Source organism: Ramlibacter aquaticus (assembly GCF_015159745.1).
GTDB classification, from domain to species: Bacteria; Pseudomonadota; Gammaproteobacteria; order Burkholderiales; family Burkholderiaceae_C; genus Ramlibacter; species Ramlibacter aquaticus.
In genome coordinates this window covers 1-21,565 of sequence record NZ_JADDOJ010000004.1, presented here as the reverse complement: position 1 = coordinate 21,565, position 21,565 = coordinate 1, and the positions used below count along the sequence as shown (strand labels likewise).

At 67.2% G+C, this 21,565-nt stretch carries 21 protein-coding genes and 1 tRNA gene; 9 read left to right on the top strand and 13 right to left on the bottom strand.

Annotated features, from left to right (window positions below; genetic code table 11):
- Window positions 1–1,476 carry a ribonuclease G gene (gene rng / locus IM725_RS01840; RefSeq protein ID WP_193778861.1) on the top strand — a complete coding sequence of 492 codons (1,476 nt, stop codon included), beginning with the start codon at window positions 1–3 and terminating at the stop codon, window positions 1,474–1,476.
- A gap of 123 nt (window positions 1,477–1,599) precedes the next feature.
- Here the strand turns inward: rng and IM725_RS20295 are convergent, their stop codons facing one another.
- The 3 genes from IM725_RS20295 to msbA all read right to left on the bottom strand — a co-directional run bounded on the left by IM725_RS20295 (window position 1,600) and on the right by msbA (window position 5,495).
- Entirely contained in the window at window positions 1,600–2,163 is a 564-nt protein-coding gene (locus IM725_RS20295) for a hypothetical protein (RefSeq protein ID WP_227753503.1), read from the bottom strand.
- A 432-nt stretch (window positions 2,164–2,595) separates the two neighbouring features.
- Complete coding sequence (locus tag IM725_RS01830) at window positions 2,596–3,684, bottom strand: glycosyltransferase family 9 protein (RefSeq protein WP_193778860.1); 1,089 nt, start codon at window positions 3,682–3,684, stop codon at window positions 2,596–2,598.
- An 11-nt stretch (window positions 3,685–3,695) separates the two neighbouring features.
- A complete protein-coding gene (gene msbA / locus IM725_RS01825) occupies window positions 3,696–5,495 on the bottom strand; it encodes a lipid A export permease/ATP-binding protein MsbA (protein WP_193778859.1) in 1,800 nt (599 codons plus the stop codon).
- Between the two features lie 135 nt (window positions 5,496–5,630).
- On the opposite strand from msbA, the gene IM725_RS01820 reads away from it, so the two are divergent.
- The gene (locus IM725_RS01820; RefSeq protein ID WP_193778858.1) at window positions 5,631–6,848 is read left to right on the top strand and encodes an O-antigen ligase family protein; all 1,218 of its coding nucleotides are present in this window, start codon (window positions 5,631–5,633) and stop codon (window positions 6,846–6,848) included.
- Window positions 6,835–7,659 (top strand): glycosyltransferase family 2 protein, encoded by an 825-nt coding sequence (locus IM725_RS01815; RefSeq protein ID WP_193778857.1) that lies wholly within the window; start codon window positions 6,835–6,837, stop codon window positions 7,657–7,659. The genes IM725_RS01820 and IM725_RS01815 overlap by 14 nt, the downstream gene beginning before the upstream one ends.
- Here the strand turns inward: IM725_RS01815 and IM725_RS01810 are convergent.
- Entirely contained in the window at window positions 7,646–8,422 is a 777-nt protein-coding gene (locus IM725_RS01810; protein ID WP_193778856.1) for a glycosyltransferase family 2 protein, read from the bottom strand. The genes IM725_RS01815 and IM725_RS01810 overlap by 14 nt on opposite strands.
- A gap of 64 nt (window positions 8,423–8,486) precedes the next feature.
- Between IM725_RS01810 and tolB the strand changes: the two genes are divergently transcribed.
- From tolB to IM725_RS01785, 5 genes are all read left to right on the top strand, one after another.
- Window positions 8,487–9,767: a Tol-Pal system beta propeller repeat protein TolB gene (gene tolB, locus IM725_RS01805; RefSeq protein WP_193778855.1), complete on the top strand. Its 1,281-nt coding sequence runs from the start codon at window positions 8,487–8,489 to the stop codon at window positions 9,765–9,767.
- A 23-nt stretch (window positions 9,768–9,790) separates the two neighbouring features.
- A complete protein-coding gene (gene pal / locus IM725_RS01800) occupies window positions 9,791–10,321 on the top strand; it encodes a peptidoglycan-associated lipoprotein Pal (protein WP_193778854.1) in 531 nt (176 codons plus the stop codon).
- Entirely contained in the window at window positions 10,321–11,109 is a 789-nt protein-coding gene (gene ybgF / locus IM725_RS01795; protein WP_227753502.1) for a tol-pal system protein YbgF, read from the top strand. Before pal ends, ybgF begins: the two co-directional genes overlap by 1 nt.
- A gap of 69 nt (window positions 11,110–11,178) precedes the next feature.
- Window positions 11,179–11,964, top strand: coding sequence for a tRNA threonylcarbamoyladenosine dehydratase (locus IM725_RS01790; RefSeq protein WP_287067619.1), 786 nt, complete (start codon window positions 11,179–11,181; stop codon window positions 11,962–11,964).
- 18 nt (window positions 11,965–11,982) lie between these two features.
- Window positions 11,983–12,058 (top strand) — tRNA-Lys (locus IM725_RS01785).
- Between the two features lie 149 nt (window positions 12,059–12,207).
- Here IM725_RS01785 and atpE read toward each other — a convergent pair.
- Window positions 12,208–12,447 (bottom strand): F0F1 ATP synthase subunit C, encoded by a 240-nt coding sequence (atpE, locus tag IM725_RS01780; RefSeq protein ID WP_193778853.1) that lies wholly within the window; start codon window positions 12,445–12,447, stop codon window positions 12,208–12,210.
- Window positions 12,448–12,673: 226 nt separating this feature from the next.
- Here atpE and IM725_RS01775 point away from each other — a divergent pair, with 226 nt between their 5' ends.
- Window positions 12,674–13,489, top strand: coding sequence for a helix-turn-helix domain-containing protein (locus IM725_RS01775; protein ID WP_227753501.1), 816 nt, complete (start codon window positions 12,674–12,676; stop codon window positions 13,487–13,489).
- 90 nt (window positions 13,490–13,579) lie between these two features.
- Here the strand turns inward: IM725_RS01775 and IM725_RS20690 are convergent, their stop codons facing one another.
- From IM725_RS20690 to IM725_RS01735, 8 genes are all read right to left on the bottom strand, one after another.
- Window positions 13,580–13,963, bottom strand: a complete 384-nt coding sequence (locus IM725_RS20690; protein WP_193778851.1) for a type II secretion system protein — start codon at window positions 13,961–13,963, stop codon at window positions 13,580–13,582.
- Window positions 13,960–14,346, bottom strand: coding sequence for a type IV pilin protein (locus IM725_RS01765; protein WP_193778850.1), 387 nt, complete (start codon window positions 14,344–14,346; stop codon window positions 13,960–13,962). The genes IM725_RS20690 and IM725_RS01765 overlap by 4 nt, the downstream gene beginning before the upstream one ends.
- Before the next feature lie 26 nt (window positions 14,347–14,372).
- The gene (locus IM725_RS01760) at window positions 14,373–15,608 is read right to left on the bottom strand and encodes a type II secretion system F family protein (protein ID WP_193778849.1); all 1,236 of its coding nucleotides are present in this window, start codon (window positions 15,606–15,608) and stop codon (window positions 14,373–14,375) included.
- Window positions 15,609–15,634: 26 nt separating this feature from the next.
- Window positions 15,635–17,272, bottom strand: coding sequence for a GspE/PulE family protein (locus IM725_RS01755; protein ID WP_193778848.1), 1,638 nt, complete (start codon window positions 17,270–17,272; stop codon window positions 15,635–15,637).
- 65 nt (window positions 17,273–17,337) lie between these two features.
- On the bottom strand, window positions 17,338–19,797 hold the full coding sequence (locus tag IM725_RS01750) for a hypothetical protein (RefSeq protein WP_193778847.1): 2,460 nt from the start codon (window positions 19,795–19,797) through the stop codon (window positions 17,338–17,340).
- Window positions 19,794–20,408 (bottom strand): PulJ/GspJ family protein, encoded by a 615-nt coding sequence (locus IM725_RS01745; RefSeq protein WP_193778846.1) that lies wholly within the window; start codon window positions 20,406–20,408, stop codon window positions 19,794–19,796. The genes IM725_RS01750 and IM725_RS01745 overlap by 4 nt, the downstream gene beginning before the upstream one ends.
- 7 nt (window positions 20,409–20,415) lie before the next feature.
- Window positions 20,416–20,853: a prepilin-type N-terminal cleavage/methylation domain-containing protein gene (locus tag IM725_RS01740; protein ID WP_193778845.1), complete on the bottom strand. Its 438-nt coding sequence runs from the start codon at window positions 20,851–20,853 to the stop codon at window positions 20,416–20,418.
- Window positions 20,850–21,344 (bottom strand): GspH/FimT family pseudopilin, encoded by a 495-nt coding sequence (locus IM725_RS01735; RefSeq protein WP_193778844.1) that lies wholly within the window; start codon window positions 21,342–21,344, stop codon window positions 20,850–20,852. The genes IM725_RS01740 and IM725_RS01735 overlap by 4 nt, the downstream gene beginning before the upstream one ends.
- Window positions 21,345–21,565 lie beyond the last annotated feature (221 nt).

Genomic DNA, 21,565 nt, shown 5'->3' with positions numbered 1-21,565 from the left:
ATGCAGCAGGAGATCCTGATCAACTGGTCGCCCCAGGAGACGCGGGTGGCGATCGTGGAAAACGGCGCGGTGCAGGAGCTGCACGTGGAACGCACGCTGGAGCGGGGGCTGGTGGGCAACGTGTACCTGGGCAAGGTCGCCCGGGTGCTGCCCGGCATGCAGTCGGCCTTCATCGACATCGGGCTGGAGCGCGCGGCCTTCCTGCACGTGGCCGACGTGTGGCACCGCCAGCCCGACGGCGAGCCGCCCGCGCTGGCGCGAAACGGCCAGCCGCCCGTGCCCATCGAGCGCCAGGTGTTCGAGGGCCAGGCGCTGATGGTGCAGGTCATCAAGGACCCCATAGGCACCAAGGGCGCGCGCCTGTCGACCCAGATCAGCATCGCGGGACGCCTGCTGGTCTTCCTGCCGCAGGACGACCACATCGGCGTCTCGCAGAAGATCGCCACCGCGCAGCGCGATGCGCTGCGGCAGCGGCTGCAGGCCCTGGCCGGCGCCGATGGCGGCGGCTTCATCCTGCGCACCAACGGCGAGGACGCCACCGACGCCGAGCTGGCCGAGGACATCGCCTACCTGCGCAAGACCTGGGCGCGCATCCGCACCGCATCCACCACCTTGCCGCCGGGCTCGCTGCTGCACCAGGACCTGAGCCTGCTGCAGCGCGTGCTGCGCGACCTGGTGACGGAGCAGACGCAGAACATCCGCATCGATTCCCACGAGCAGTTCGCGATCCTGCAGGCCTTCGGCCGCGAGTTCATGCCGGCGGCTGTGGGTCGGCTGCAGCACTACAAGGGCGAGCGGCCGATCTTCGACCTCTTCAACATCGACGAGGAGATCACCAAGGCGCTGGGCCGCCGGGTGGACCTGAAGTCGGGCGGCTACCTGATCGTGGACCAGACCGAGGCGCTGACCACGGTGGACGTGAACACCGGCGGCTTCGTGGGCGCGCGCAATTTCGACGACACCATCTTCAAGACCAACCTGGAGGCCGCGCAGGCCATCGCGCGGCAGCTGCGGCTGCGCAACCTGGGCGGCATCATCATCGTCGACTTCATCGACATGGCCCGGGAGGACCACCGCGATGCGGTGCTGGCCGAGTTCCGCAAGCAGCTGGGGCGCGACCGCGTCAAGACCATGGCGGGCGGCTTCTCGCAGCTGGGCCTGGTGGAGATGACGCGCAAGCGCACGCGGGAGTCACTGGCCCACATGCTGTGCGAGCCCTGCGCCGCCTGCCAGGGCAAGGGGTCGCTCAAGACCGCGCGCACCGTGGCCTACGACATCCTGCGCGAGATCCTGCGCGAGGCGCGGCAGTTCAACCCGCGCGAATACCGCGTGGTCGCGGCACCGCAGGTGGTGGAGCTGTTCCTGGACGAAGAGAGCCAGCACCTGGCCGGGCTGTCGGATTTCATCGGCAAGCCGATCTCGCTGCAGGCCGAGACGGCGATCGGCCAGGAGCAGTACGACATCGTGCTGCTTTGAGGACGCCGGCCTTGCACAAGCCGGCGAATTCCGCCGCGTCGTCTGACCTCGCGGAAGGAGATTTCCGGGACGTGCGACCCGGTCCTCGCGCCTGCCTGTTCGAGGACAAGCGCCGCAGGGCCCTCAGGGCGCCGCCGAAAGAAATGCGGCCTGCACCTGTTCCCGCCAGCGAAGCGGCTCCTGGGCGATGGTCGCCCGGTAGCCCTCCAGTTCCCGGCTGTGTGCCTCGAAATGCTCGAACAGGTCGCTGACTCGCGCGCCGAAGCGTTGCACGAAGTCCGGCGCGCGCACATCGAACTTGCACTCTTGCGGAATCGGCAGGTCCACCGCGTTCGCGGCCGAGCCCTGGCGGGCCGTGATGACGCAGCACCCATGGAGGGCCGCCTCGCGCGGCAGGCGGTCCTTGCCGGGGTGATGGCCGAAATCGATGTAGAGCTTCGCCCCCAGGAAAGCCTGGGCGAGTTGTGTCCGGTCCAGGCCGCGCAAGGGTCGGAAGGTCCACTGCGGGAAGGCTGCCATCAGCCTGGCCGTGACTGGTGCGCCCTTGAGCGGGTTGTAGAGGATCACGTCTTCGCGCCGCGCCGTGGCGAGCAGCCCTGGCAGCTCGGCGAGGTAGGCCGGGGCGGTGTAATGGGATGGGGTCGGACAGGGGTTCAGACGCCAGGCCGTGTCCCGCCAGGAAATCACGCGCGTAGTCACTCTGCGCGAAATTGCGCAGCCCTGCGAAGGCCTTCACGCCGCCCCAGGGCGCCCGACCCTTGAGCACGTATTTCCAGTAGCGCAGATTGTCGCGCCAAGGCCGCATGTAGCGCTGGCCGGTGAAGTTGTTGACCGACATCCACCACACCGCTCCCTCGGCCGGCGCGCAGCGCAGGGCCTGCGTTGCAAAGATCTCTGGAAAGACGATGAGGGTGCCGGCCTCCTGCGCGTAGCCGCCCACTGGCGCGCCGTGCTTGCGGTAGGCTGCCGGGGTGTCGAAGCGGCGGTCGAACGGGTGGTAGACGATGGACGCTGGTTGGCCGACGGCGTTCAATTCGGCCACCAACTGGTGCAAGGCTTCCGGGCCTGCGGTCATCACCCCGCCGGGGCACACCACCTGCACGTGGCGATGGCGCGGGTTCATGCGCGGGAGTCCTCCAACATCTGCAGGGCCTGCGAGGTGACGCGCTCGGGCCGGATCGAAGGCAGGCAGTCGCTGCGGCTGAGGCGGTGGTCTTCGCAGCCGGCCTTGCCGCAGGGCACGCAGTCGCGCTCGTCTTGCAGCACGGTGACCGAGCCAGCCCGTTGTTGCGCACTGCGACGCACGAAGCGGATCGGCCGCGCCGGGGCCTCGCCGCCGGAGGGCCAGGGCGCCCAGCGCTGCGGGTTCGTCGGCCCGAAGATCGCCAGCACCGGGATGCCGCAGGCCGCGGCGAGGTGCGAGACCGAGGTGTCCGGCCCGATGTACAAGGCGGATCCCGCGAGCAGGCTGACCAACTGGCTGAAATCGAGCAGCCCGGCATCGATGGCCTGGCCCGCCGGCGCTGCCGCCAGCAGGGAGGCGACCAGCCTGCGATCGGCCTCGGAGGGCCCGCCGGTGAGCACCACCTGGCGGCCTGCCGCGGCGAGCCCTGCGATGAGGGCCCCGAAGTGCTCCGGCGGCCACTGCTTGTAGGGCCACATGGAGGGCGCGTGGACCACCACATGCCCCGGTGCAAGCCGCGCCTGCAGCGCGGCCGGCAAGGCAGCAGGCGGCGGAGGCACCACCTCCGGGTGCAGCCCGCGCACATCCATCCAGGGGGAGAGCAGGGCGAGCTTCTCCTGGACGACGTGCGTCTCGCCCAGGTCACCCGCCGCGATGACAACATGCTGCAGCAGCCCCTTCTTCCACCAGTTGCTGCCGTTGCGCGCGGGCAGGATGCCGGCGCGGCCGCGGGCTGCGACCCAGCCGATGAGGTGTGCCCGGTCGCCGATGTCGGCCACCAAGGCGAGGTCGTAGCGGTTCCACAGCGCGCGGGCCAGCCCCCACCCGCCGGCGAGGCCGAGGCGTGGCGGGGTAGTGATGCATTGACGCACGTCCGGGTTGCCCTTCAGCATGCCGAGCGTGCCCTGGAATCCCAGCACGTCGATGGCGGCCCCGGGCCAGCGTTGGCGCGCGGCGCGGATGAGGGGGGTGGTGAGCAGCACGTCGCCGATCTGCCGTGTGACCACGACGAGAATGCTCCTCACGCGGCCCGGCCTCAAGACACCAGCGCGCCGGCCGCGCCCAACGAGTGCAGGCGCGAATACAGGCCGCCGCGCTCCAGGAGTTCGGCATGCGACCCGCACTCGAGCAGCCGGCCACCCTCCAGCACGGCGATCCGGTCGGCATGCTCGATGGTCGACAGGCGGTGGGCGATGATCAGCGTCGTGCGCCCGGCCATCAGCTTGCGCAGCGCGTCCTGCACCAGGCGTTCGGACTCGTTGTCCAGGGCCGAGGTCGCCTCGTCCAGGATCAGCACCGGCGCATCCTTGTAAACGGCACGGGCGATGGCCAGGCGCTGGCGCTGGCCGCCGGACAGGGAAGTGGCGTTATGGCCCACGCTGGTGTCCATGCCCTGAGGCAGGCTGGCCACCAGCTCGGCCAGGTTGGCGGCCTCCAGGGCGCGCATGACGCGGGCGCGGTCGACCTCGTCGCCCAGCGCCACGTTGGCCGCCAGCGTGTCGTTGAACATTACCACGTCCTGGCTGACCAGGGCGATCTGCCGCCGCAGGGCGGGCAGGGACCAGTCACCGATCGGGTGCCCGTCCAGCCGGACCTCGCCGGCCGCGAGGTCCACGAAGCGCGGCAGCAGGTTGGCCAGGGTGGTCTTGCCCGAGCCGGAGGGGCCCACCAGGGCCACGGTCTCGCCAGCGCGGATGGACAGGCTCAGGCCGTCCAGTGCCGGCGCGGTGGCGCCGGGATAGACCACGCGCACCGCGTCGAACGCCATGTCGCCTCGTGCCCGCCCCGGGTCGAAATCGCCGCCTCGCTCGGCAGGCGTCTTTTCGATCAGGTCGAAGGAACGCTCCAGCAGGGCCAGGGACCGGGTGATGGGGCTGGTGGCCTCGGAAAGGCGCTTGACGGGCGCGATCAGCATCAGCAGGGCCGACACGAAGGCTGCGAAGCCTCCCACCGTCAGCTTGCCCGAGGACTGCCACAGCGCCACGCAGATGATGGTCGACAGCGCGGCTGCCGCCACCATGTGCATCAGGGGCGTGATGGCCGCCTGCGCGACAGACGACTTCATGGCCAGCCGACGCAGCGTCAGGCTCAGTGCTTCGAAGCGCCGGGCCTGCCGCTCCTGCGCACCGTGCAGGCGCACCATGCGGTTGGCAGCCATGTTCTCTTCCACCGCGTAAGCCAGGTCGACGGTGGCGGTCTGGCTGCTCTTGGCCAGACGATGCAGGCGACGCGAGGCCGTGCGCATGATCCAGGCCACCGCGGGGCCCATGAAGCCCACGATCAGCGTCAGCTTCCAGTCGATGTAGACCACATAGCAGAGGAGGGCGATGGCCGCCAGCCCGTCCTTGAGAGCGCCGGTCAGGGCGTTCACCAACTGGGTGGTGGCGTTCTGCATCTCATGGACGATGCTGTTGGACAGCGAGCTCGCGGATTCGCCGCGCAGTACGTCGAGGCGCACGTCCAGCATTCGCGCGAACAAAGCCTTGCGCATGCGGAGCATGCCGTCGTTGGCGATGCGGGCCAGCACCACGTCGGCGATGAACCCGGCCGTGCCGCGGACGGCGAAGAGCAGCAGCAGCGCGGCGGGAACCAGCCACAGGTTCAACGCCCGGGCCTGGATGCCATCGTCCAGCAAGGGTTTGAGCAGGGCGGGGACCATCGGCTCGGTGGCCGAGGTGATGGCCGTCGCGATGATCACCACCACCCAGAAACGTCGGGTGTCGGCGATATACGGACGGAAGCGCTTGAGGCGCTGCGCCAGGCTGGCCATGGCGGGGTCTGCGGAAGCGGGCGCAGTCACCGTGGCGTCAGGGGCCGAAGAAGAGGCAGGCTGCATGCGGACAGTTATTATCGGGCAATTCCGCGCGGCCCCCAGGGCAGCGCCTGCCTGTTGAAAGAACCGATGAAGCCCTGGGCCAGGACGCTTGTCCGCGCCGTTCCCTTGGTAGCGTGCGCCGTCCCCCTGTTCGCGATGACCGTGCAGGGCTGGACCAGCTCCCTGTTGTACCTCGCCTTTCTGGGCGCCACGCTCCTGCTGGTGACGGGCGATCTTCCGCCGCCCGACACGGCCTTGCGCAGCCAGCGCCAGGCCGTCGTGCTGGCGCTGGCTGCGCCGCTGCTGGCGACCCTGTTCAGCGCGGCGCTTCGTCGCGATGGCTACCTGCCCCAGTTCGACGCGCCGCTGCGCCTGGCGCTGGCCATCCCGGTGTTCCTGTGCGTCGCCCGCACCGGCTTCGATGCAGGGCGCTGGCTGCGCTGGGTGTTGCCCGCATCGCTTTTTATCGTCGTGGCGCATCGTGCCTGGTTTGGCCAGCCAGCCCACTGGCCCGAGGATCGCATGACCACTGCGTTTGTCGACCCGCTGGTGTTCGGGTACCTGTCCCTGACGTTCGGGCTGATGGGGCTGATGGGCCTGAGCACCCGGGCGGGCCGGCGAAGCTCGCTCGCCCAGGGCCTGGCGGGACTGGTGACGCTGGGCCTGGGCCTCGCGCTGTCCGTGCTCTCCGGGTCGCGGTCGGGCTGGTTGGCCATCCCCTTGGTGCTGGCCTGCTGGCTGCACCTGAACCTCCCGGCCCGATGGCGGCTGGGCCCGGCCACCGTGCCGCTGGTGACGCTGGCCGCCGTGGCGCTGCTGGCGAGCAGCGCCTACTTCACGGTGCACCGGGTGCAGGAGAGGGTGCAGGAAGCCATCGCGGACCTGCACACCTATTCCTTCGACAAGCCGCAACCCGAAACCTCCCTGGGCTACCGCATCACCTTCGTGCGCATCGCGGGCGACCTGGTGGCACGCCATCCCCTGGCCGGCGTGGGTGACACGGCGCACCGCCCCCCGGCGCCGGAGACGGACTTCCCCTATGCCACGCCCGAGGCCGTGCGCGCGTCCTTCCACTCGGCCTTTCACAACCAGGTGGTGAGCGACGCAGTGCGTCACGGCCTGTCTGGGGGACTGGCGGCGCTTCTGCTGCTGCTGGTGCCCGGCGCGGTGTGCGCGCGGCACCTGGAGTCCGTCCATCCCCAGCGACGGCGTGCCGCCGCCCTGGGCCTGTGCTTCGCCATCTGCCTGGCTGTCAGCAGCCTGTCGACCGAGGTCGTCGACCTGAAATACACCGCCAGCCTTTTTGCGCTGATGACGGCGCTGCTGTGCGGCGCCACGCTCGCGCAGCCGGATTCCCGCCATGGACAAGACTGACTACGCCCTCACTTTCGCCTGCTACGGCCAGCTCGACTACACGCGCCAGTGCATCGAGAGCATGGTGCGCCACGGAACACCCCTGGACCGACTGGTGGTGGTGGACAACGGCTCCAAGGACGCCACGCGCGAGTACCTGGCGACGCTGCCGCTGGGTGGCCGCATCTACAACCAGGACAACCTGGGCTGCGGCGTGGCCTGGAACCAGGGTGCACTCGCGCTGCAGGCCGAGTGGACCATCATCATGAACAACGACGTGCTGGTCAGCGCCCACTGGATCGAGGACCTCATCGGCGCGGCGAAGAAGGCCGGGCTGCGCGTCATCTCGCCTTCCCTGGTCGAAGGCCTGTGCGACTATGACTTCGACACCTTCGCGGCGCAGGCCGGCGCAAAGATGCACGAGGCCATGCGGGTGGGCTGGTGCCACGCGGTGTGCCTGGCGGTGCACCGCTCGGTGTGGATGGACATCGGCTACTTCCAGCCCGTGCCCAAGCTGCTCGGCTACGAAGACACGCTGTTCTTCCACGAGATGGACAAGGGCGGCATCCAGGGCGGCACCACCGGCGCCTCCTGGCTGCATCACTTCGGCTCGATCACACAGACCGCCATGAAGCAGGAGCGTGGCCTGCGGCAGAAGGCCGGCCTGGGCTACCGCTACAACTACAAGCTGCTGCGCAAGTCCTGGCTGCGCCGCAAGCTCGACAAGGCGGCGCGCAACCGCCAGCTGCAGACCTGGCGCGAAGAAGAGCTCGCCCGTTACGGCATGACGATGCGCGGCTACACGCAGGGCGGCAAGATCATCTGGGATTGACCGGGGCCTTGGCGGTCTCACGGTCCATCATCCACAGCCGCAGGTACTTGTAGTAGGTGGTCTGCGCGTTGTAGAGCGCCAGCACGAAGCCCATGCGGCCGTCGCGGAACCCCTGCCGCAGCACATAGGTGCGCACGAAGGCGAAGAAGCCGCTGGCCAGGGCGCGCGAAAGCGATGACCGGCGCCCCTTGCGCTGCAGGTCGATCGCCGCTCCGCGCGAATAACGGTTGAGCTTGTCCAGCACGTCGTCCAGGTCGCGGTAGCTGTAGTGGATGATGGGCTGCCTCAGGTCGGCCTTGCGGCCGTCCACCGTCATGTGGGCGTGCAGGAAATGGTCGGTGAAGCCGGCAAGATCCCGCCGCACCAGGCGCAGCGTGTAGTCGGGCCGCCAGCCTGAATGGTCGATGAACTGGCCGCAGAAGCTGGAATGGCGGGGCAGCCGGTAGCCCTCGGCTCGCGGTTCACGGATGGCCTGCAGGATCTCATCCTTGAGGGCGGGGGAGACGCGCTCGTCGGCGTCCAGGGAAAGTACCCAGTCACCCGTGGCCAGCCGGATGCCCCGCAACTGTTGCGGGCCGTAGCCGGGCCAGTCGGTGACGTGGACCTGCGCGCCGGCCTCGCGAGCCACGCGCTCGGTGCCATCGACGCTGGACGAATCTAGTACGATCACTTCATCAGCGAACGAAACGCTGCGAATGCAATCAGAAATCTGGTGCGCCTCGTTTTTCGCGGCAATGATCACGGACAGGCGGGCGGTGCTCATCGGTTGGCATTGTCCACCATGATGGCGAGTGCGCCCTTTTTCCAATGAAAGGACACGACTGCTGATGGCAGAAATCTCTCTCGCGCGCCGCGCATTCAGCGCCGGCCTCCTGCTTGCGACCTGCGTGCCTGCGCTGGCGCAGTTCCGTGTCGAGGTGAGCGGCGTGGGCCTGACCCAACTGCCGTTCGCGATCGCGCCCTTCCGGGGCGAGGCGCAGGCGCCGCAAAAGATTTCCGCCATCATCCAGGCCGACCTGGAGCGCAGTGGCCAGTTCCGTGCCGTCGACGCGGCGGGTGCCGCGCTGGACGAATCCAGCCGGCCCGACCTCACCCCCTGGCGCCAGCGCGGCGCCGACTCGCTCTCCGTGGGCAGCGCGACCCGCCTGGCCGACGGCCGCTGGGACGTGCGCTTCCGCCTCTGGGACGTGGTGCGCGGCCAGGACCTGGGCGGCCAGAGCTACGCCGTCACCGTGGGCGACCTGCGGCTGGCGGCGCACCGCATCGCCGACTTCATCTACGAGAAGCTGACCGGCGAGCGCGGTGTCTTCTCGACCCGCATCGCCTACGTCACCAAGGCCGGCAACCGCTACAACCTGTGGGTGGCCGACGCCGACGGCGAGAACGCGCAGTCCGCGCTGGCCAGCACCGAGCCCATCATCTCGCCGGCCTGGTCGGCCGATGGAAGCCGCCTGGCCTACGTGTCCTTCGAGTCGCGCAAGCCCGTGGTCTACGTGCACGAAGTGGCGACGGGCAAGCGGCGGCTGATCGCCAACTTCAAGGGGTCCAACAGTGCCCCGGCCTGGTCGCCGGACGGCCGCACCCTGGCCGTGACGCTGAGCCGCGACGGCGGCTCGCAGCTCTACACCATCGACGCCAATGGCGGTGAGCCGCGCCGCCTCACGCAGTCCAGCGGGATCGACACCGAACCCGTCTACTCGGCCGACGGGCGCAGCATCTACTTCGTGAGCGACCGGGGCGGCGCGCCGCAGATCTACCGCATGCCGGCGGGCGGCGGCAACCCGGAGCGCGTCACCTTCACGGGCAGCTACAACATCTCGCCCAGCATCAGCCCGGACGGGCGCTGGCTGGCCTACATCTCGCGCATCAGCGGCCAGTTCAAGCTGCAGGTGATGGAGATGGCCACCGGCAACGTCAGCTCGATCACCGACACGGTCGCCGACGAGAGCCCCAGCTTCGCGCCCAACGGCCGCCTGATCGTCTACGCGACGCGGCAGAATGGCCGGGAGTCGCTGATGACGACCACCCTGGACGGCAAGATCAAGGCCCGGCTGGCCGGGCAGGGCGGTGACATCCGCGAGCCCGACTGGGGCCCGTTCCAGAAATGAAGAACTTGGCAAGGAGAGATTGGATGTTCCAGCGTTATTTCGTGGCCGGCGCGTTCGCACTGGCCTTGGTCGGCTGCTCGAGCGTTCCGCTCGACAATGTGCCGGTGGACAGCAAGACCCCGCAGGCCGTGGGCCAGCAGCCCGGCACGGCCGGTGGGGGCGGGCAGAGCCAGGTGGCGCCCGTGGTCAGCGATGCGTCCGGCGCCACCAGCCAAGGCCCGGTCAACGTGGCCCGACTGGTCTACTTCGACTACGACAGCAACGTGATCAAGCCCGAGTACCAGGGCCTGATCGAGGCGCACGCCCGCTTCCTCAAGGCGAACCCGGGCCGGCGCATCGCCATCGAGGGCCACACCGACGAGCGTGGCGGGCGCGAATACAACCTGGCCCTGGGCCAGCGCCGCGCCGAGGCCGTACGCAAGGCGCTCGCGCTGCTGGGCGTGCAGGACATCCAGATGGAGGCCGTGAGCTTCGGCAAGGAGAAGCCTGTCGCCACCGGCAGTGACGAAGCCTCCTGGGCACAGAACCGCCGCGCCGAGATCGTGTACCGCTGATGACGATGGCGAGCTTCACCTTCACCTCCCGCTTCCCGTGGCGCGCCGTGGCGGCGGCCAGCGCCCTGGCGGCCGGCCTGCTGGCAGGCCCCGCGCATGCTGCCCTGTTCGAGGACGACGAGGCGCGGCGCGCCATCCTGGAGCTGCGCCAACGTGCCGATGCGCAGCGCCAGACCTCGGACCGCCAGTCGCAGGACACCGAACAGCTGCGCCGCAGCCTGCTGGACCTGCAGTCCCAGATCGAGGCCCTGCGCGGCGACGTCGCCCGACTGACCGGGCAGAACGAGCAGCTGCAGCGCGACATCGCCGACCTGCAGCGCCGCCAGAAGGACATCGTGCAGGGCGTGGACGACCGCCTGCGCAAGGTCGAGCCGGCCAAGGTCACTGTGGACGGGCGCGAGTTCACGGCCGATCCGCGGGAATCCGCCGACTACGAGGCCGCGCTCGCCATCTTCCGCAAGGGCGACTTCCCCTCGGCACAGGCGGCGTTCACCCAGTTCCTGCAGCGGTACCCGCAAAGCGGCTTCCGCCCGACGGCGCTGTTCTGGCTGGGCAATGCGCAGTACGCCAACCGCGACTACAAGGGCGCGATCGGCAACTTCCGCACGCTGCTGTCCAGCGCCGCGGACAACCCGCGTGCCCCCGAGGCGCTGCTGTCCATTGCCAACTGCCAGATCGAGCTCAAGGACAACACCGGCGCCCGGCGCACCCTCGACGAGCTGATGCGCACCTACCCGCAGTCGGAAGCGGCAGGCGCCGCGCGCGAGCGCCTGGCCAAGCTGCGCTGACGCGGCGCTGGGAGGCTGCGGCGGCTGCGCCCGCGCAGCCTCCTAGAATCGGGCGCCAAGGACCCGCCCGTGACCCATCTCGATGAAACCCTGGACCTCCAGCGCCGCTTCGGCGGGCTGGAGCGCCTCTATGGCCTGGCCGGCGCGGCCGGGTTGCGCGCGGCGCACGTGGCCGTGGTGGGCGTGGGCGGCGTGGGGTCCTGGGCGGCGGAGGCGCTGGCCCGCAGCGCCGTGGGCGAGCTCACGCTGGTGGACCTGGACCACGTGGCCGAATCGAACATCAACCGGCAGATCCACGCGCTGGACACCACGGTGGGCCAGGCCAAGGTGCAGGCCATGGCCGAGCGCATCGCGCGCATCAACCCGGGTTGCGTGGTCCATGCGGTCGATGAATTCGTGGATCCCGAGAACTGGCCGGCCTTGCTGCCGCCGGGCGTGAGCGCCGTCATCGATTGCTGCGACGACGTCAAGGCCAAGGTGGCGATGGCGGCCTGGGCGATGCGTGCCGGGGTGCTGTTCATCTCGGTCGGGGCGGCCGGGGGCAAGCGGCTGGCGCACCGGGTCGACGTGGCGGACCTGTCGGAGGTCACCCACGACCCGCTGCTCGCCCAGCTGCGCTACCGGCTGCGCAAGTTCCACGGTGCCCGGCGCGAGGGCAAGCGCATCGGCGTCACCTGTGTCTTCAGCCGCGAACCCGTGGCCCCGCCGGACGCGTCCTGTGCCATCGAGGGCGATGGCAGCCTGAACTGCCACGGCTACGGCTCGGTCGTCAGCGTCACCGCCACCTTCGGCCAGTGCGCGGCCGGCTGGGTTCTTGATGAGCTTGCGAAAAAAGCCGCAAAGTTGAGGCTATAATCGAAGGCTTTGCTGCATGGGACGTTAGCTCAGTTGGTAGAGCAGCGGACTTTTAATCCGTTGGTCGCGTGTTCGAGTCACGCACGTCCCACCAGATCTGCCCTCGTGGCTGCCTGAAACCCTGCTATGGAATCCGTAGCAGGGTTTTTTGCTTTGTGCGTGCGCATGTGTTGGCCTGGCTGCTCAGTCTGATGCAGCTGGGCACGAGCGGGTCAGGCGCCCGTTGCGGCATGGACCAGGGCCTTACTGGAATGGGTTCGCGGTTGCGAACCACAGCCCGATGCCGGTTGCGATGATGAAGGCGCCATCGGTGACGCCAACGGCAAGGAAGAATCGGGTCTGCAGTTCGCCCATCAGCTCGGGCTGGCGCGCGCTGGCTTCCAGCATTTTCATCGAGGCCAGGCCGATACCGATGCAGGATCCCAAGGCGGGCACGCCGATCAACAGGGCCACAGCGAGGGGGAGGAGGGCGGACGAGTTCATGGTGCATCCCTTTCTGGAGCGATGCGGCAGTGTTGCCGATGGCCTGCGTCTTGGCGATGACCTCGCAGGTAATGGCGGCCTAACCCGGCTCGAGGGAGCATGACAGCCGGGCTCCTTGCTCCGCCCGTCGCGCGCGGCATGATGTCGGCGGTGCGGGACGCGTGGTCCCAGCAAGTGCAACACCGATCCAACCGACCATCCCATGCCACAAGCTGCACAAAGTCTCTTGGTCACCCACCCGCGCAAGGTCGGCGAGCACCTGCGTGACTGGCGCACCCGGCGCCGGCGCAGCCAGATGGACCTGGCCTTGGACGTGGGCGTGTCCACCCGCCACCTGAGCTTCATCGAGACCGGCCGTGCCCGGCCCAGCCCGGCCATGCTGGACGCCCTCGCGGATGCGCTGGAGATTCCCCTGCGTGAGCGCAACCAGTGGCTGCTGGCGGCTGGCTACGCACCGCGCTACAGCGCACGCACGCTGGACGAAGCAGGGCTGCAGCCCGTGCGAAGCGCGCTGGACCGGTTGCTCAAGGCGCACGAGCCGTACCCAGGCCTGGTACTCGACCGGATGTGGAATGTGGTGCTGGCCAACCGCAGCGCGCTGGCCCTGGTCGCGCCGTTACCCGCACACCTGCGTGAGCCGAAGCTCAACGTCTTCCGCGCCAGCCTGCACCCCGAAGGTCTGGCGCCACTGACCGAGAACTTCGGCGATTGGGCTGGCTACCTGCTGCAGACGCTGAGGCGGCATGTGGTCGCCTCGGGTGACCCGTCTCTCTCGGCCCTGGAGCAGGAGGTGCTTGCCTATCCTGGGGTGGCTGCATGGGCGCGTGCAGGACGCACCGACCCTTCGGGTGAGCCACCGCCATTGCTTCTGCCTTGCGTGCTGCGGCTGCCGCAGGGGCGGCTTTCGCTGTTCACGACGCTCACCAGCTTCGGCATGCCGGGCGACATCACGCTGGCCGAACTGAGCGTGGAGCTGTTCTACCCTGCGGATGAGGATGCGGAATCGCTGCTGCTGGAAATGCAGGCGATGGGGCCGGAGTGAGGAGCCCGAGCCGTTTAAATGTCAGCCCCGCGGATTCCTGACCGGCCATGCTTGTGTCATCCCGGCATAGCACCAGCCTGCCAGAGTCCTTCAGGCACCCATCACTTTGAAGGTATAGCCCGTGGCCAAGGCGTCAGGTGATCTGTAATTGATCACGCAGCTGCCCAATACACCAGCCGTGGGTACGCTGCTCGTTCCCGTGACGACCATGTTGCTGGGCACACCGGCCAGTGCCGCCGCCGCACTGCAGGTGTTGACCGTCGTGTAGGATGACGCTCCCGATTGCCTCAAGGCGTAGTTCTGAGCGGCCGCGGCGGAAATGGCATCTGCCGCGCCCTTGAGCGCCGCAAGCTTGGCCTGCGACTTCGCGTCGATGTACTTGGGAATCGCCACCGCCGCCAGGATGCCGATGGCCGTCATCACGATGATGGATTCGACCAGCGTGAAGCCCCGCTGGGTGTGTGTACGGGTCATGCGCCGATCACCGAAAAGACGACCGGACTGGAAAGGGCGGAGCTGCCGGTGTAATTGATGCTGCATTGCCCGATCACCCCCGAACTCAGGCTGGCCGAGACCGCGCTCACAGCCATGCCGGATTCGATGCTGGCAAGCCCTGCCGCAGCCGCGCAGGACGTCACCGCCACGCCATTCAGCCCGGTCCGCTTGCGCGTGTAGTTGGCCGTGGCAGCCGCCGAGATCGCATTGGCGGCCGTCTGGAGGGCCTTCTGCTTGGCGGTCGCTGAATAGTCGAGGTACCTGGGCAGCGCGACAACCGACAGGATCCCGATCAAGACCATCACGATGATCATCTCGACCAGCGTGAACCCTGCCTGCTGCTTTCGGTGCTTCAAGGTCATCGACTCGGTTCCTCGTGTCAGCGCGTTCATTGCCCTCGGTGCAGCGATGCCGCGCCCAGGTCCCACAGCGGCAGGAAGATGCCCAGGATGAGGATCAGGACCAGCACGCCCATGAGCACCAGCAGGATGGGTTCGATCGACTGGCTGAGGCGGTCCACCGCGTACTCCACTTCCTCGGTGTACATCTCGGCGATGTCCTCCACGGCCCGGTCCACCTCGCCCGTGCGTTCGCCGACCTGGATCAACTGCAGTTCCAGGGGCGAGAAGATGCCCGAGGTGCGCATGACGCGGCTCATCACCTCGCCGCGTTCGACGCCCCGGCGCATGGCCAGGATCCGGTCCTCGAAGAATGTGTTGTCCACCACCTTAGCCACCAGCTGGAAGGCCATCACGATGGGCACGTCGGCCTTCAGCGCGGTAGCGAAGCTGCGCGAGAAGCGCGCGATGGTCGCCTTGGTCAGCACCTCACCCACCACGGGCAGGCGCAGCTTCCACTTGTCCCAGCTGTAACGGCCGTCGGCGCTGCGCAGGACCATCTGCACGATGTAATAGACGACGCCCGCGCCGAACAGGATCAGCCACCAGTAGCTCACCGCAAAGTTCGAGGTGGCCACCAACAAGCGGGTCAGCAGCGGGAGCTCCACATGCATGTTGGCGTAGGTCGTCGAGAACTTCGGGATGACGAACAGTGTCACCACCGAAATCGCGATGAAAAGTGCGATCACCACGAAGGTGGGATAACGCATCGCGGTCTTCATGCGCAGCCGCATCTGGCGGTCGAAATCCAGCTGCTTGTACAGGTTGTGGAAAGCATCCTCCAACTCACCCGTGCCTTCGCCCACCTTGACCATGTTCACGTAGTAGTCCGTAAAGACGTCGGGGTGGCGGCCGAAGGCGGTGCTCAGCACGGCGCCGCGGTCCAGGTCCTCGCGGATCGCGCCCAGCACCTTGCTCAGCGCGAGGCTGGACGTGGAGCGCTGTATGCCCTCGATGGCCTCGATCACCTGCAGGCCGGCTTTCACCATGTTGGCCATCTGCCGCGTGAAGAGCAGCAGGTCCTTGTCGTGGACCTTGTCGCTGCCCTTGAGGCGGACGAGCCACTCCGGCGTTTTCGCCGCCTGGGTGGACTGAAGGCGGATCGAGACCGGCGAGATTTCGGATCCCGCCAGCCAGGCTGCCACCGCCTGGGGGCTCAGGGCCTCCATGGAACCGCGCATGGCTTCGCCGCGCTTGTTCCGGCCGATGTACTCGTAGACGTCCATTGATGCGCTCCTTGCCCCGGTACCGCTTACATCTCGCCGCCGGCGGCGATCTTGATGGCTTCGTCGATGGTGGTTTCACCTGTCAGCACCAGTTCGACCGCATTGCGCTCCATGGTGTACTGGCCGATCTGGATGCGCGCCTGGCGCTCGAACTCGCTCGGGTCGCTGTGTTGCAGCGACACGGCGAGTTCGGGCGTCATCTCGATGATCTCGAAGACGCCACGACGGCCCAGGTAGCCGCTGCCGTTGCAGCGCACGCAACCCTTGCCCTTGCGGAACTTGGCGAGGTTGATCTCTTCCTCGCTCACATGCTGGCGGAACCACTCCAGGTGGTCGGCCGTGGGCTCGTCGTTGGCCGCGCAGTTGGGGCAGTTCAGTCGCAGCAGCCGCTGCGACACGACGGCCAGCAGGCTGGAGGCGATCAGGTAGCCCGGCACGCCCATGTCGATCAGGCGCAGCGGCGTGGACACCGCATCGTTGGTGTGCAGGGTGGAGAGCACCAGGTGGCCCGTCATGGCGGCGCGTGCCGCGATATCGGCCGTTTCCTGGTCACGGATTTCGCCGACGAGCAGGATGTCCGGGTCCTGGCGCAGGAAGGAGCGCAGCACTCTCGCGAAGGTGAGCTCGATCTTTTCGTTGATCTGCACCTGGTTCACGCCGCCCAGCCGGTATTCCACCGGGTCCTCGCAGGTGAGGATCTTGACGTCGGGCGTGTTCAGCTGGTCGATGGCCGCGTACAGGGTGGTCGTCTTGCCGGAGCCGGTGGGACCGGTGACCAGGATCATGCCGTGCGGTGCGGACAGCGCCTTCTCGAAAACGAGGCGGGCGCGGCGCGTCATGATCTGGGTGAGTTTCAAGCGCTGCGAGTCCTGGCGCAGCAGGCGAAGCACCACCGATTCACCGAACTGCGTGGGCATGCTGGACATGCGGATGTCGAAGCGCGAGTCGCCGGACTTCACGTTGAAGCGGCCGTCCTGCGGCAGGCGGCGCTCGGCGATGTCCAGGCCGGCCATCAGCTTCAGGCGCACCACGAGGGTGGGCGCGATGCGCTTGTCGGCATCCAGCTGGACGTGCAGCAGGCCGTCGATGCGGAAGCGCACCCGCATGCTCTTTTCCTGCGGCTCGAAGTGGATGTCCGAAGCATTCACCCGGGCCGCATCGTCGAAGATGGACTGCAGCAGCTTGACGATGGGGGCGTCCGCCTCGTCCAGCGTGCCACTCAGGGCCATCAGGTCGATGGCGTTGTCCTCGACGATCACGTCCTCGCCCACCTCGCGTGCGAACTGGCCGATCTGTTCGGTCTTGCGGTAGACGCGCTCGATCGTGTCGGTCAGGTGGCTGGGCGTGATGACGGCCACATCCACAGGTTTCCTGAGGATGTTGGCGATCTCGTCCTGGGCGCGCAGGTCCCAGGGGTCCACGAAGCCGACCAGGAAGGTGTCGCCCTTGTCCTCCAGCACCAGGGCCTTGAAGCGCCGGGCCTGGGCTTCGCTCAGCAGCTTCACGGTCTGCGGCAGGAAGTCATGCCGGCGCAGGTCGATGAAGGGCGCATTCAGCTTGGCGGCCGCGGCCTGTGCCGCGGCAGCGTCTGAAGGCTCGGGTTCAGGCAGGGTGAAGTCGACCGGCGGCGGAGGCGCCTGTTCCACCATGAACGAACGGGTCATCTCGAAATCTTGCGGGCACATGGTTTTTCCTTTCGTTCGCTTCGCGGTCTACGTCGTCGTTGCTGTCACTGGACCGATTCCCACCAGCGCCTGTCCTTGATGACCGAGCTCTGGATCGGCACGATGTTGGGGCCGTACACGCCGCTCAGGCACATGAAGCCACTGGCCCACTGGGCGGTGTTGGTGGATTTGTTGACCGTGAAGCCGGTCGTCACCGCCGCGCCATTCAAGTTGCCTGGGTCGCTGAACAGGGCACAGATGCCACCGCACAGTTGCACGCCCACGAACCCCGGCGGGACCGGAGTTCCCGAACTGTTGTTGTTCACGACCGTAAAACTGTTGGTGGTGGGATCGACCGTCGCCACCTTCGCGCCAGCCTGGAGGGGCACGACCACCCCACCGGTAAGAACCGTCTTGTAGACCTGCAGAATGGTGTCGATGTACCTGGTGGTCGAGGGGGTGGTCGTGGTGTCCGTGTAGCTGTACGGCACCTGTGGCAGTGGCGTGCCAGGGGGAACGTAGATCCGGTACACAGTTTGGCTTGCGCCATCGACGGTCGCCGTTTCGGACGTCTGGCCTGCATACGCCAGGATGTTCGTGCCGGCGATCGGTGCAGTCAGTGGGTAGTATGTGTAAGTCGTCGCGCCGTTGACAAACGTCGCCGTACCGCCCGAGGTCGTGGTGGTACTCACGGTTGCGCCTGTCGGCAGCGGGTTCGTATTGAGCGACGATGTCGGGAAGAATGTCTTGGAAGTGAAGGTAAGTACGTTGCCGCTAACCGTACCATTGCTGCCGTTGCCAATCGGGTTCGCCGGGTCCAGGTTGTATGTCCCACCCGACGAACTGCACTGAGCGCCGCCGGGCGTGCTCAGGATCGTCCTACCGGACACCTTGTTGTTGTTGCTGCCTGCCACCAGGTTGATCGTGTCGCCGACGCAAATCGGGCCGCTGACGGATGTCGCGCTCAATGAAGCGCCGCCGGGGGTGATTCCCGTGGAGAGCGTCAGCGTGGCAGTGCCCGCCGACCCCAGCACCACGGCCCTGTAAGCCGAGGCGCCGAAGCCGCTGGCGCCCGACGAGGTGTAGGGCAGGTTGTGGTAGTACCACTCTTCCGAATACACGGCGCCGGACGCGGTGCTCGTGGAGCCGTCCGTGTTCGGGAAGTGCACCAGCTTGTTCAGGGCCAGGTTTTGCGCCGGGAAGTTGTACGTGCCACCGGATGCGGCGGTGTTGAAGCTGACCGAATTGATGACGTCCGCCACTGAGCCGCTCCGCGGCGAAATGCCGAAAACCAGTGTGTCTGCCTTGCCCGGATCGCCCTTGGTCGCCGTGGAGGTGCGATCTAGGCACCAGGTGCGGCACTTCTGATAGGTGCCCCCCTGGGCACCGGGGTTGGGTACCACCGGCGTGGTCGACGAGCCGTACTCGCAAGCTGTGGTGTCGGCCGGGTCGCTGCCATTCAGGACGCTGCCCGCCGTCGCGCTGTTGGTCGAGAAGGCAGTCTGCGGGTTCTGGTTGCTGTTGCCGTAGTACGAGCCCAGGATGAGCGGGTAGTCATACTTGAACGAGCCATTGCCTGTGACCCCGGCAGTGTTGACCACGGACAGAGTCACCGTGGTGCCGCTGATGGCGCTGATGCGCGCGCCTGCACCTATGCCGGTGCCAGCCACAGTCATGCCGACGCCGAGGCTGCTGCTGGATCCGACCGTGATGGTGGACTGCCCGATGGTCCCCGCGATCGTCGTAGAGATGGCGGTGGGGTTGCCATCGTTCGCCTTCGCGGGATAGAGCCCGCCCACTTCCACGTAGTCGCGCGAGGCGTTCAGGGTCTGCTTGACGACCGGGCTGAACGTGTTGGCGGCGATGGTCACGCCCGTGCCGATCGCACCAGCGCTGCGGTTGCCCTGGCTGGACTCCAGATTCCACATCAGTGTGGAAGTTTCGCCAGACTGCAGCACGGGCGTCGTGCTCGTGCCTGCCGAATTTCCGCCCGCGCCCTGGCGACGCCATCCCAGTTCGAAGAGGGCGACCGTGGGCGCGTTGAAGGTGTTCGACAGAACCATGGTCACGGTGGTGCCACGCCCCGCAACGCCGAACGCGGTGCCCAGCGTGTACGTCGCGTTCAGCGTGCGCTTGGCGCTGCCCACGGTGCCTGTCGCCTGCACCTGGCAGCTGGTGCACTGGCTGGCTGTACAGCCGGTGGGCAGGGCCACCGAAGTGCCGTAGCTCAGCGTGCCGGAGCCAATGGTGAAGGGCGCGCCCGCGGTCACTCCCGAACTGCCGCAGGTGGCGTCACTCATGGTGCCCTGGAGCTGGGCCTGGGTGACGATGGCTTGTGCCCGTTCGAGGCCGCTTTCGGCGATCATGACGGCAGCCTGGCTGTCCAGGTCCTGCGACGTGTTGTCGCTGCGCTGTTGCAGGATGCTGCTGCTCTGCGAAAGCACGAACAGCACGCCGGTGATCAGCAGCAGCACCACGATCAAGGTGGCGATGCCGCGCTGCTGGCGATGCATGCGGGTGTTCATAGGTTCCTCAGCGAAACACGCATGGTCTGGTTGATCGCCTGCCCGCTGGGCAGGGTGCCGCCGCTGTCCAGCATCTGCAGCGTCACCTCAATGCCGCGCACAGTGGCCGTGGTGATCGCGATCGTCCCGGTGCTCAGATTGTTGTTGCCGTCCGCGAAGACCAGGCTGAAGCCGGCGGCTTGGGTAGTGAGAACCGCCGTGGGGGTCGTGGTCGGGCAGGCGGTTGCGTTGTAGTTCAGACTGAGAGTTTTCGTCGCCGAGTTGTAGCAAAGCGCGATGGGCGTATCTGTGAAGGCCGTGTTCGCCGCATTGGGCACGCTGCGAGTGAAGATCAGGCTGGTCTGGGTGCCGCTCAGTGAACTTGTGATGGAGTAGGCGCCGGCCGTGGTGTCGTACTTGATCTCACGCAGTTCGCGGGCGATGCGTTCCATCACATAACGACCCTGGTCGGCCGTGCCCTGGGCCTTGTTGCGCACCACGCTGGTCTGGACGTTGTCATAGAAGATGGACGAGCTCAACACCGCGAGAATCCCCAGCAGGATCAGAGTGATGACGAGCTCGATGAGGGTGAAACCCTGCGAGGTCGGCCTGGAGTTGAAGCGTTGGCGCATGGCGGCCTCAGTAGTCGGCCAGCATGAAAACCAGGGGGGGCAGGCTGCCCTCCTGCACGGTCACCAGCTTGCAGGTGACGCCTGTGGGGCACGCGCTCCCGGTGTAGTTGTCGTTCACCGTCACCGAGGGAATGGGATTCGACCCGTAGGCCACGAGCGCGTCGCAATTGTTCGTGCCAAATCGGCCCGAGCCGCCGTTGGTAACGGACACGTTCGTCACCTGGTCGATGCCATCCTGCCGCTCGACCAGCAGCACCTGCTCTGCGCAGGCCTGCTGCAGGCGCGAATACACCTGCGCCGTGGTCAGGTCGACGCTGCGCTGGGGATTGAGGATGTTGCCTTGCATCGAGATGATGGTCGCGGCGGCGATGCCGAGCAGCACCACCACGGCGATCATCTCGATCAGCGTGAAGCCGCGCTGGCGCGGTGGAGTGAGGGTGCTCATGGCGATGTCACCGTGATGTTTCCGGTGCCCGTGGCCACCGTCACAGTGAAGCTCGTCCCGCCGCCGCTGAGCTGGAAGCTGTTGCCTGTGACGGTCGGGATGCCGGTGGTGTTGATCGTGAATGCAGTGGGGCGGGCAGCGAAGCTGACGCCGCTGCCCAGGGTGTTCTGGAAGGCCGCGTTCGTGGCCGGGTCGGTGACCGTGCCGCCCGTCGAAGGCGTGTTGTTGCAGGGCGAGCCCGCCGTGGTACTCGTGCAGCGGATGCTGTAGCCGGTCGCGCTGATATTGAACTGCAGCGGCTGGCTCCAGGTCATGGCCAGCGATTGAGCGTGGCGGATGTCGGAGGCGAGCTTGTCCGCCTGGGACCGGGCGGTAAGGGCGGACGAATTGGTGTTGAGCGCGATGATGTAGGCACTGAGGATCCCCACCAGGACCAACACGATCACCAGTTCCACCAAGGTGAATCCGGCTTGCCATGCGGAGCGCTTCATCTTGTCCCTGACTTCAAAGCACAAACGCGGGCCCTGGAGCCCGCCTGCCGAGAACTTCCGGCATGGCGCGCAGGCGCGCCATGCACAGATGGCTTATTGATCTTCTCTAAACACATGACAACCGTTGTGTCGCTCTTGCGTTATGTCTTCAGGCTTGTTCCTGGAGAATATGGGTATGGTGCAAAAGCGATTGAGCGAGGCGGCCAAGAAGCGAATGCGTG

Excerpts from the sequence above, each read along its gene's own strand:
- rng (WP_193778861.1), top strand. The coding sequence starts at position 1 with ATGCAGCAGGAGATCCTGATCAACTGGTCGCCCCAGGAGACGCGGGTG.
- msbA (WP_193778859.1), bottom strand. The coding sequence starts at position 5,495 with ATGCAGCCTGCCTCTTCTTCGGCCCCTGACGCCACGGTGACTGCGCCC.
- IM725_RS01820 (WP_193778858.1), top strand. The coding sequence starts at position 5,631 with ATGACCGTGCAGGGCTGGACCAGCTCCCTGTTGTACCTCGCCTTTCTG.
- IM725_RS01815 (WP_193778857.1), top strand. The coding sequence starts at position 6,835 with ATGGACAAGACTGACTACGCCCTCACTTTCGCCTGCTACGGCCAGCTC.
- IM725_RS01810 (WP_193778856.1), bottom strand. The coding sequence starts at position 8,422 with ATGAGCACCGCCCGCCTGTCCGTGATCATTGCCGCGAAAAACGAGGCG.
- tolB (WP_193778855.1), top strand. The coding sequence starts at position 8,487 with ATGGCAGAAATCTCTCTCGCGCGCCGCGCATTCAGCGCCGGCCTCCTG.
- pal (WP_193778854.1), top strand. The coding sequence starts at position 9,791 with ATGTTCCAGCGTTATTTCGTGGCCGGCGCGTTCGCACTGGCCTTGGTC.
- ybgF (WP_227753502.1), top strand. The coding sequence starts at position 10,321 with ATGACGATGGCGAGCTTCACCTTCACCTCCCGCTTCCCGTGGCGCGCC.
- atpE (WP_193778853.1), bottom strand. The coding sequence starts at position 12,447 with ATGAACTCGTCCGCCCTCCTCCCCCTCGCTGTGGCCCTGTTGATCGGC.
- IM725_RS20690 (WP_193778851.1), bottom strand. The coding sequence starts at position 13,963 with ATGACCCGTACACACACCCAGCGGGGCTTCACGCTGGTCGAATCCATC.
- IM725_RS01765 (WP_193778850.1), bottom strand. The coding sequence starts at position 14,346 with ATGACCTTGAAGCACCGAAAGCAGCAGGCAGGGTTCACGCTGGTCGAG.
- IM725_RS01760 (WP_193778849.1), bottom strand. The coding sequence starts at position 15,608 with ATGGACGTCTACGAGTACATCGGCCGGAACAAGCGCGGCGAAGCCATG.
- IM725_RS01755 (WP_193778848.1), bottom strand. The coding sequence starts at position 17,272 with ATGACCCGTTCGTTCATGGTGGAACAGGCGCCTCCGCCGCCGGTCGAC.
- IM725_RS01750 (WP_193778847.1), bottom strand. The coding sequence starts at position 19,797 with ATGAACACCCGCATGCATCGCCAGCAGCGCGGCATCGCCACCTTGATC.
- IM725_RS01745 (WP_193778846.1), bottom strand. The coding sequence starts at position 20,408 with ATGCGCCAACGCTTCAACTCCAGGCCGACCTCGCAGGGTTTCACCCTC.
- IM725_RS01740 (WP_193778845.1), bottom strand. The coding sequence starts at position 20,853 with ATGAGCACCCTCACTCCACCGCGCCAGCGCGGCTTCACGCTGATCGAG.
- IM725_RS01735 (WP_193778844.1), bottom strand. The coding sequence starts at position 21,344 with ATGAAGCGCTCCGCATGGCAAGCCGGATTCACCTTGGTGGAACTGGTG.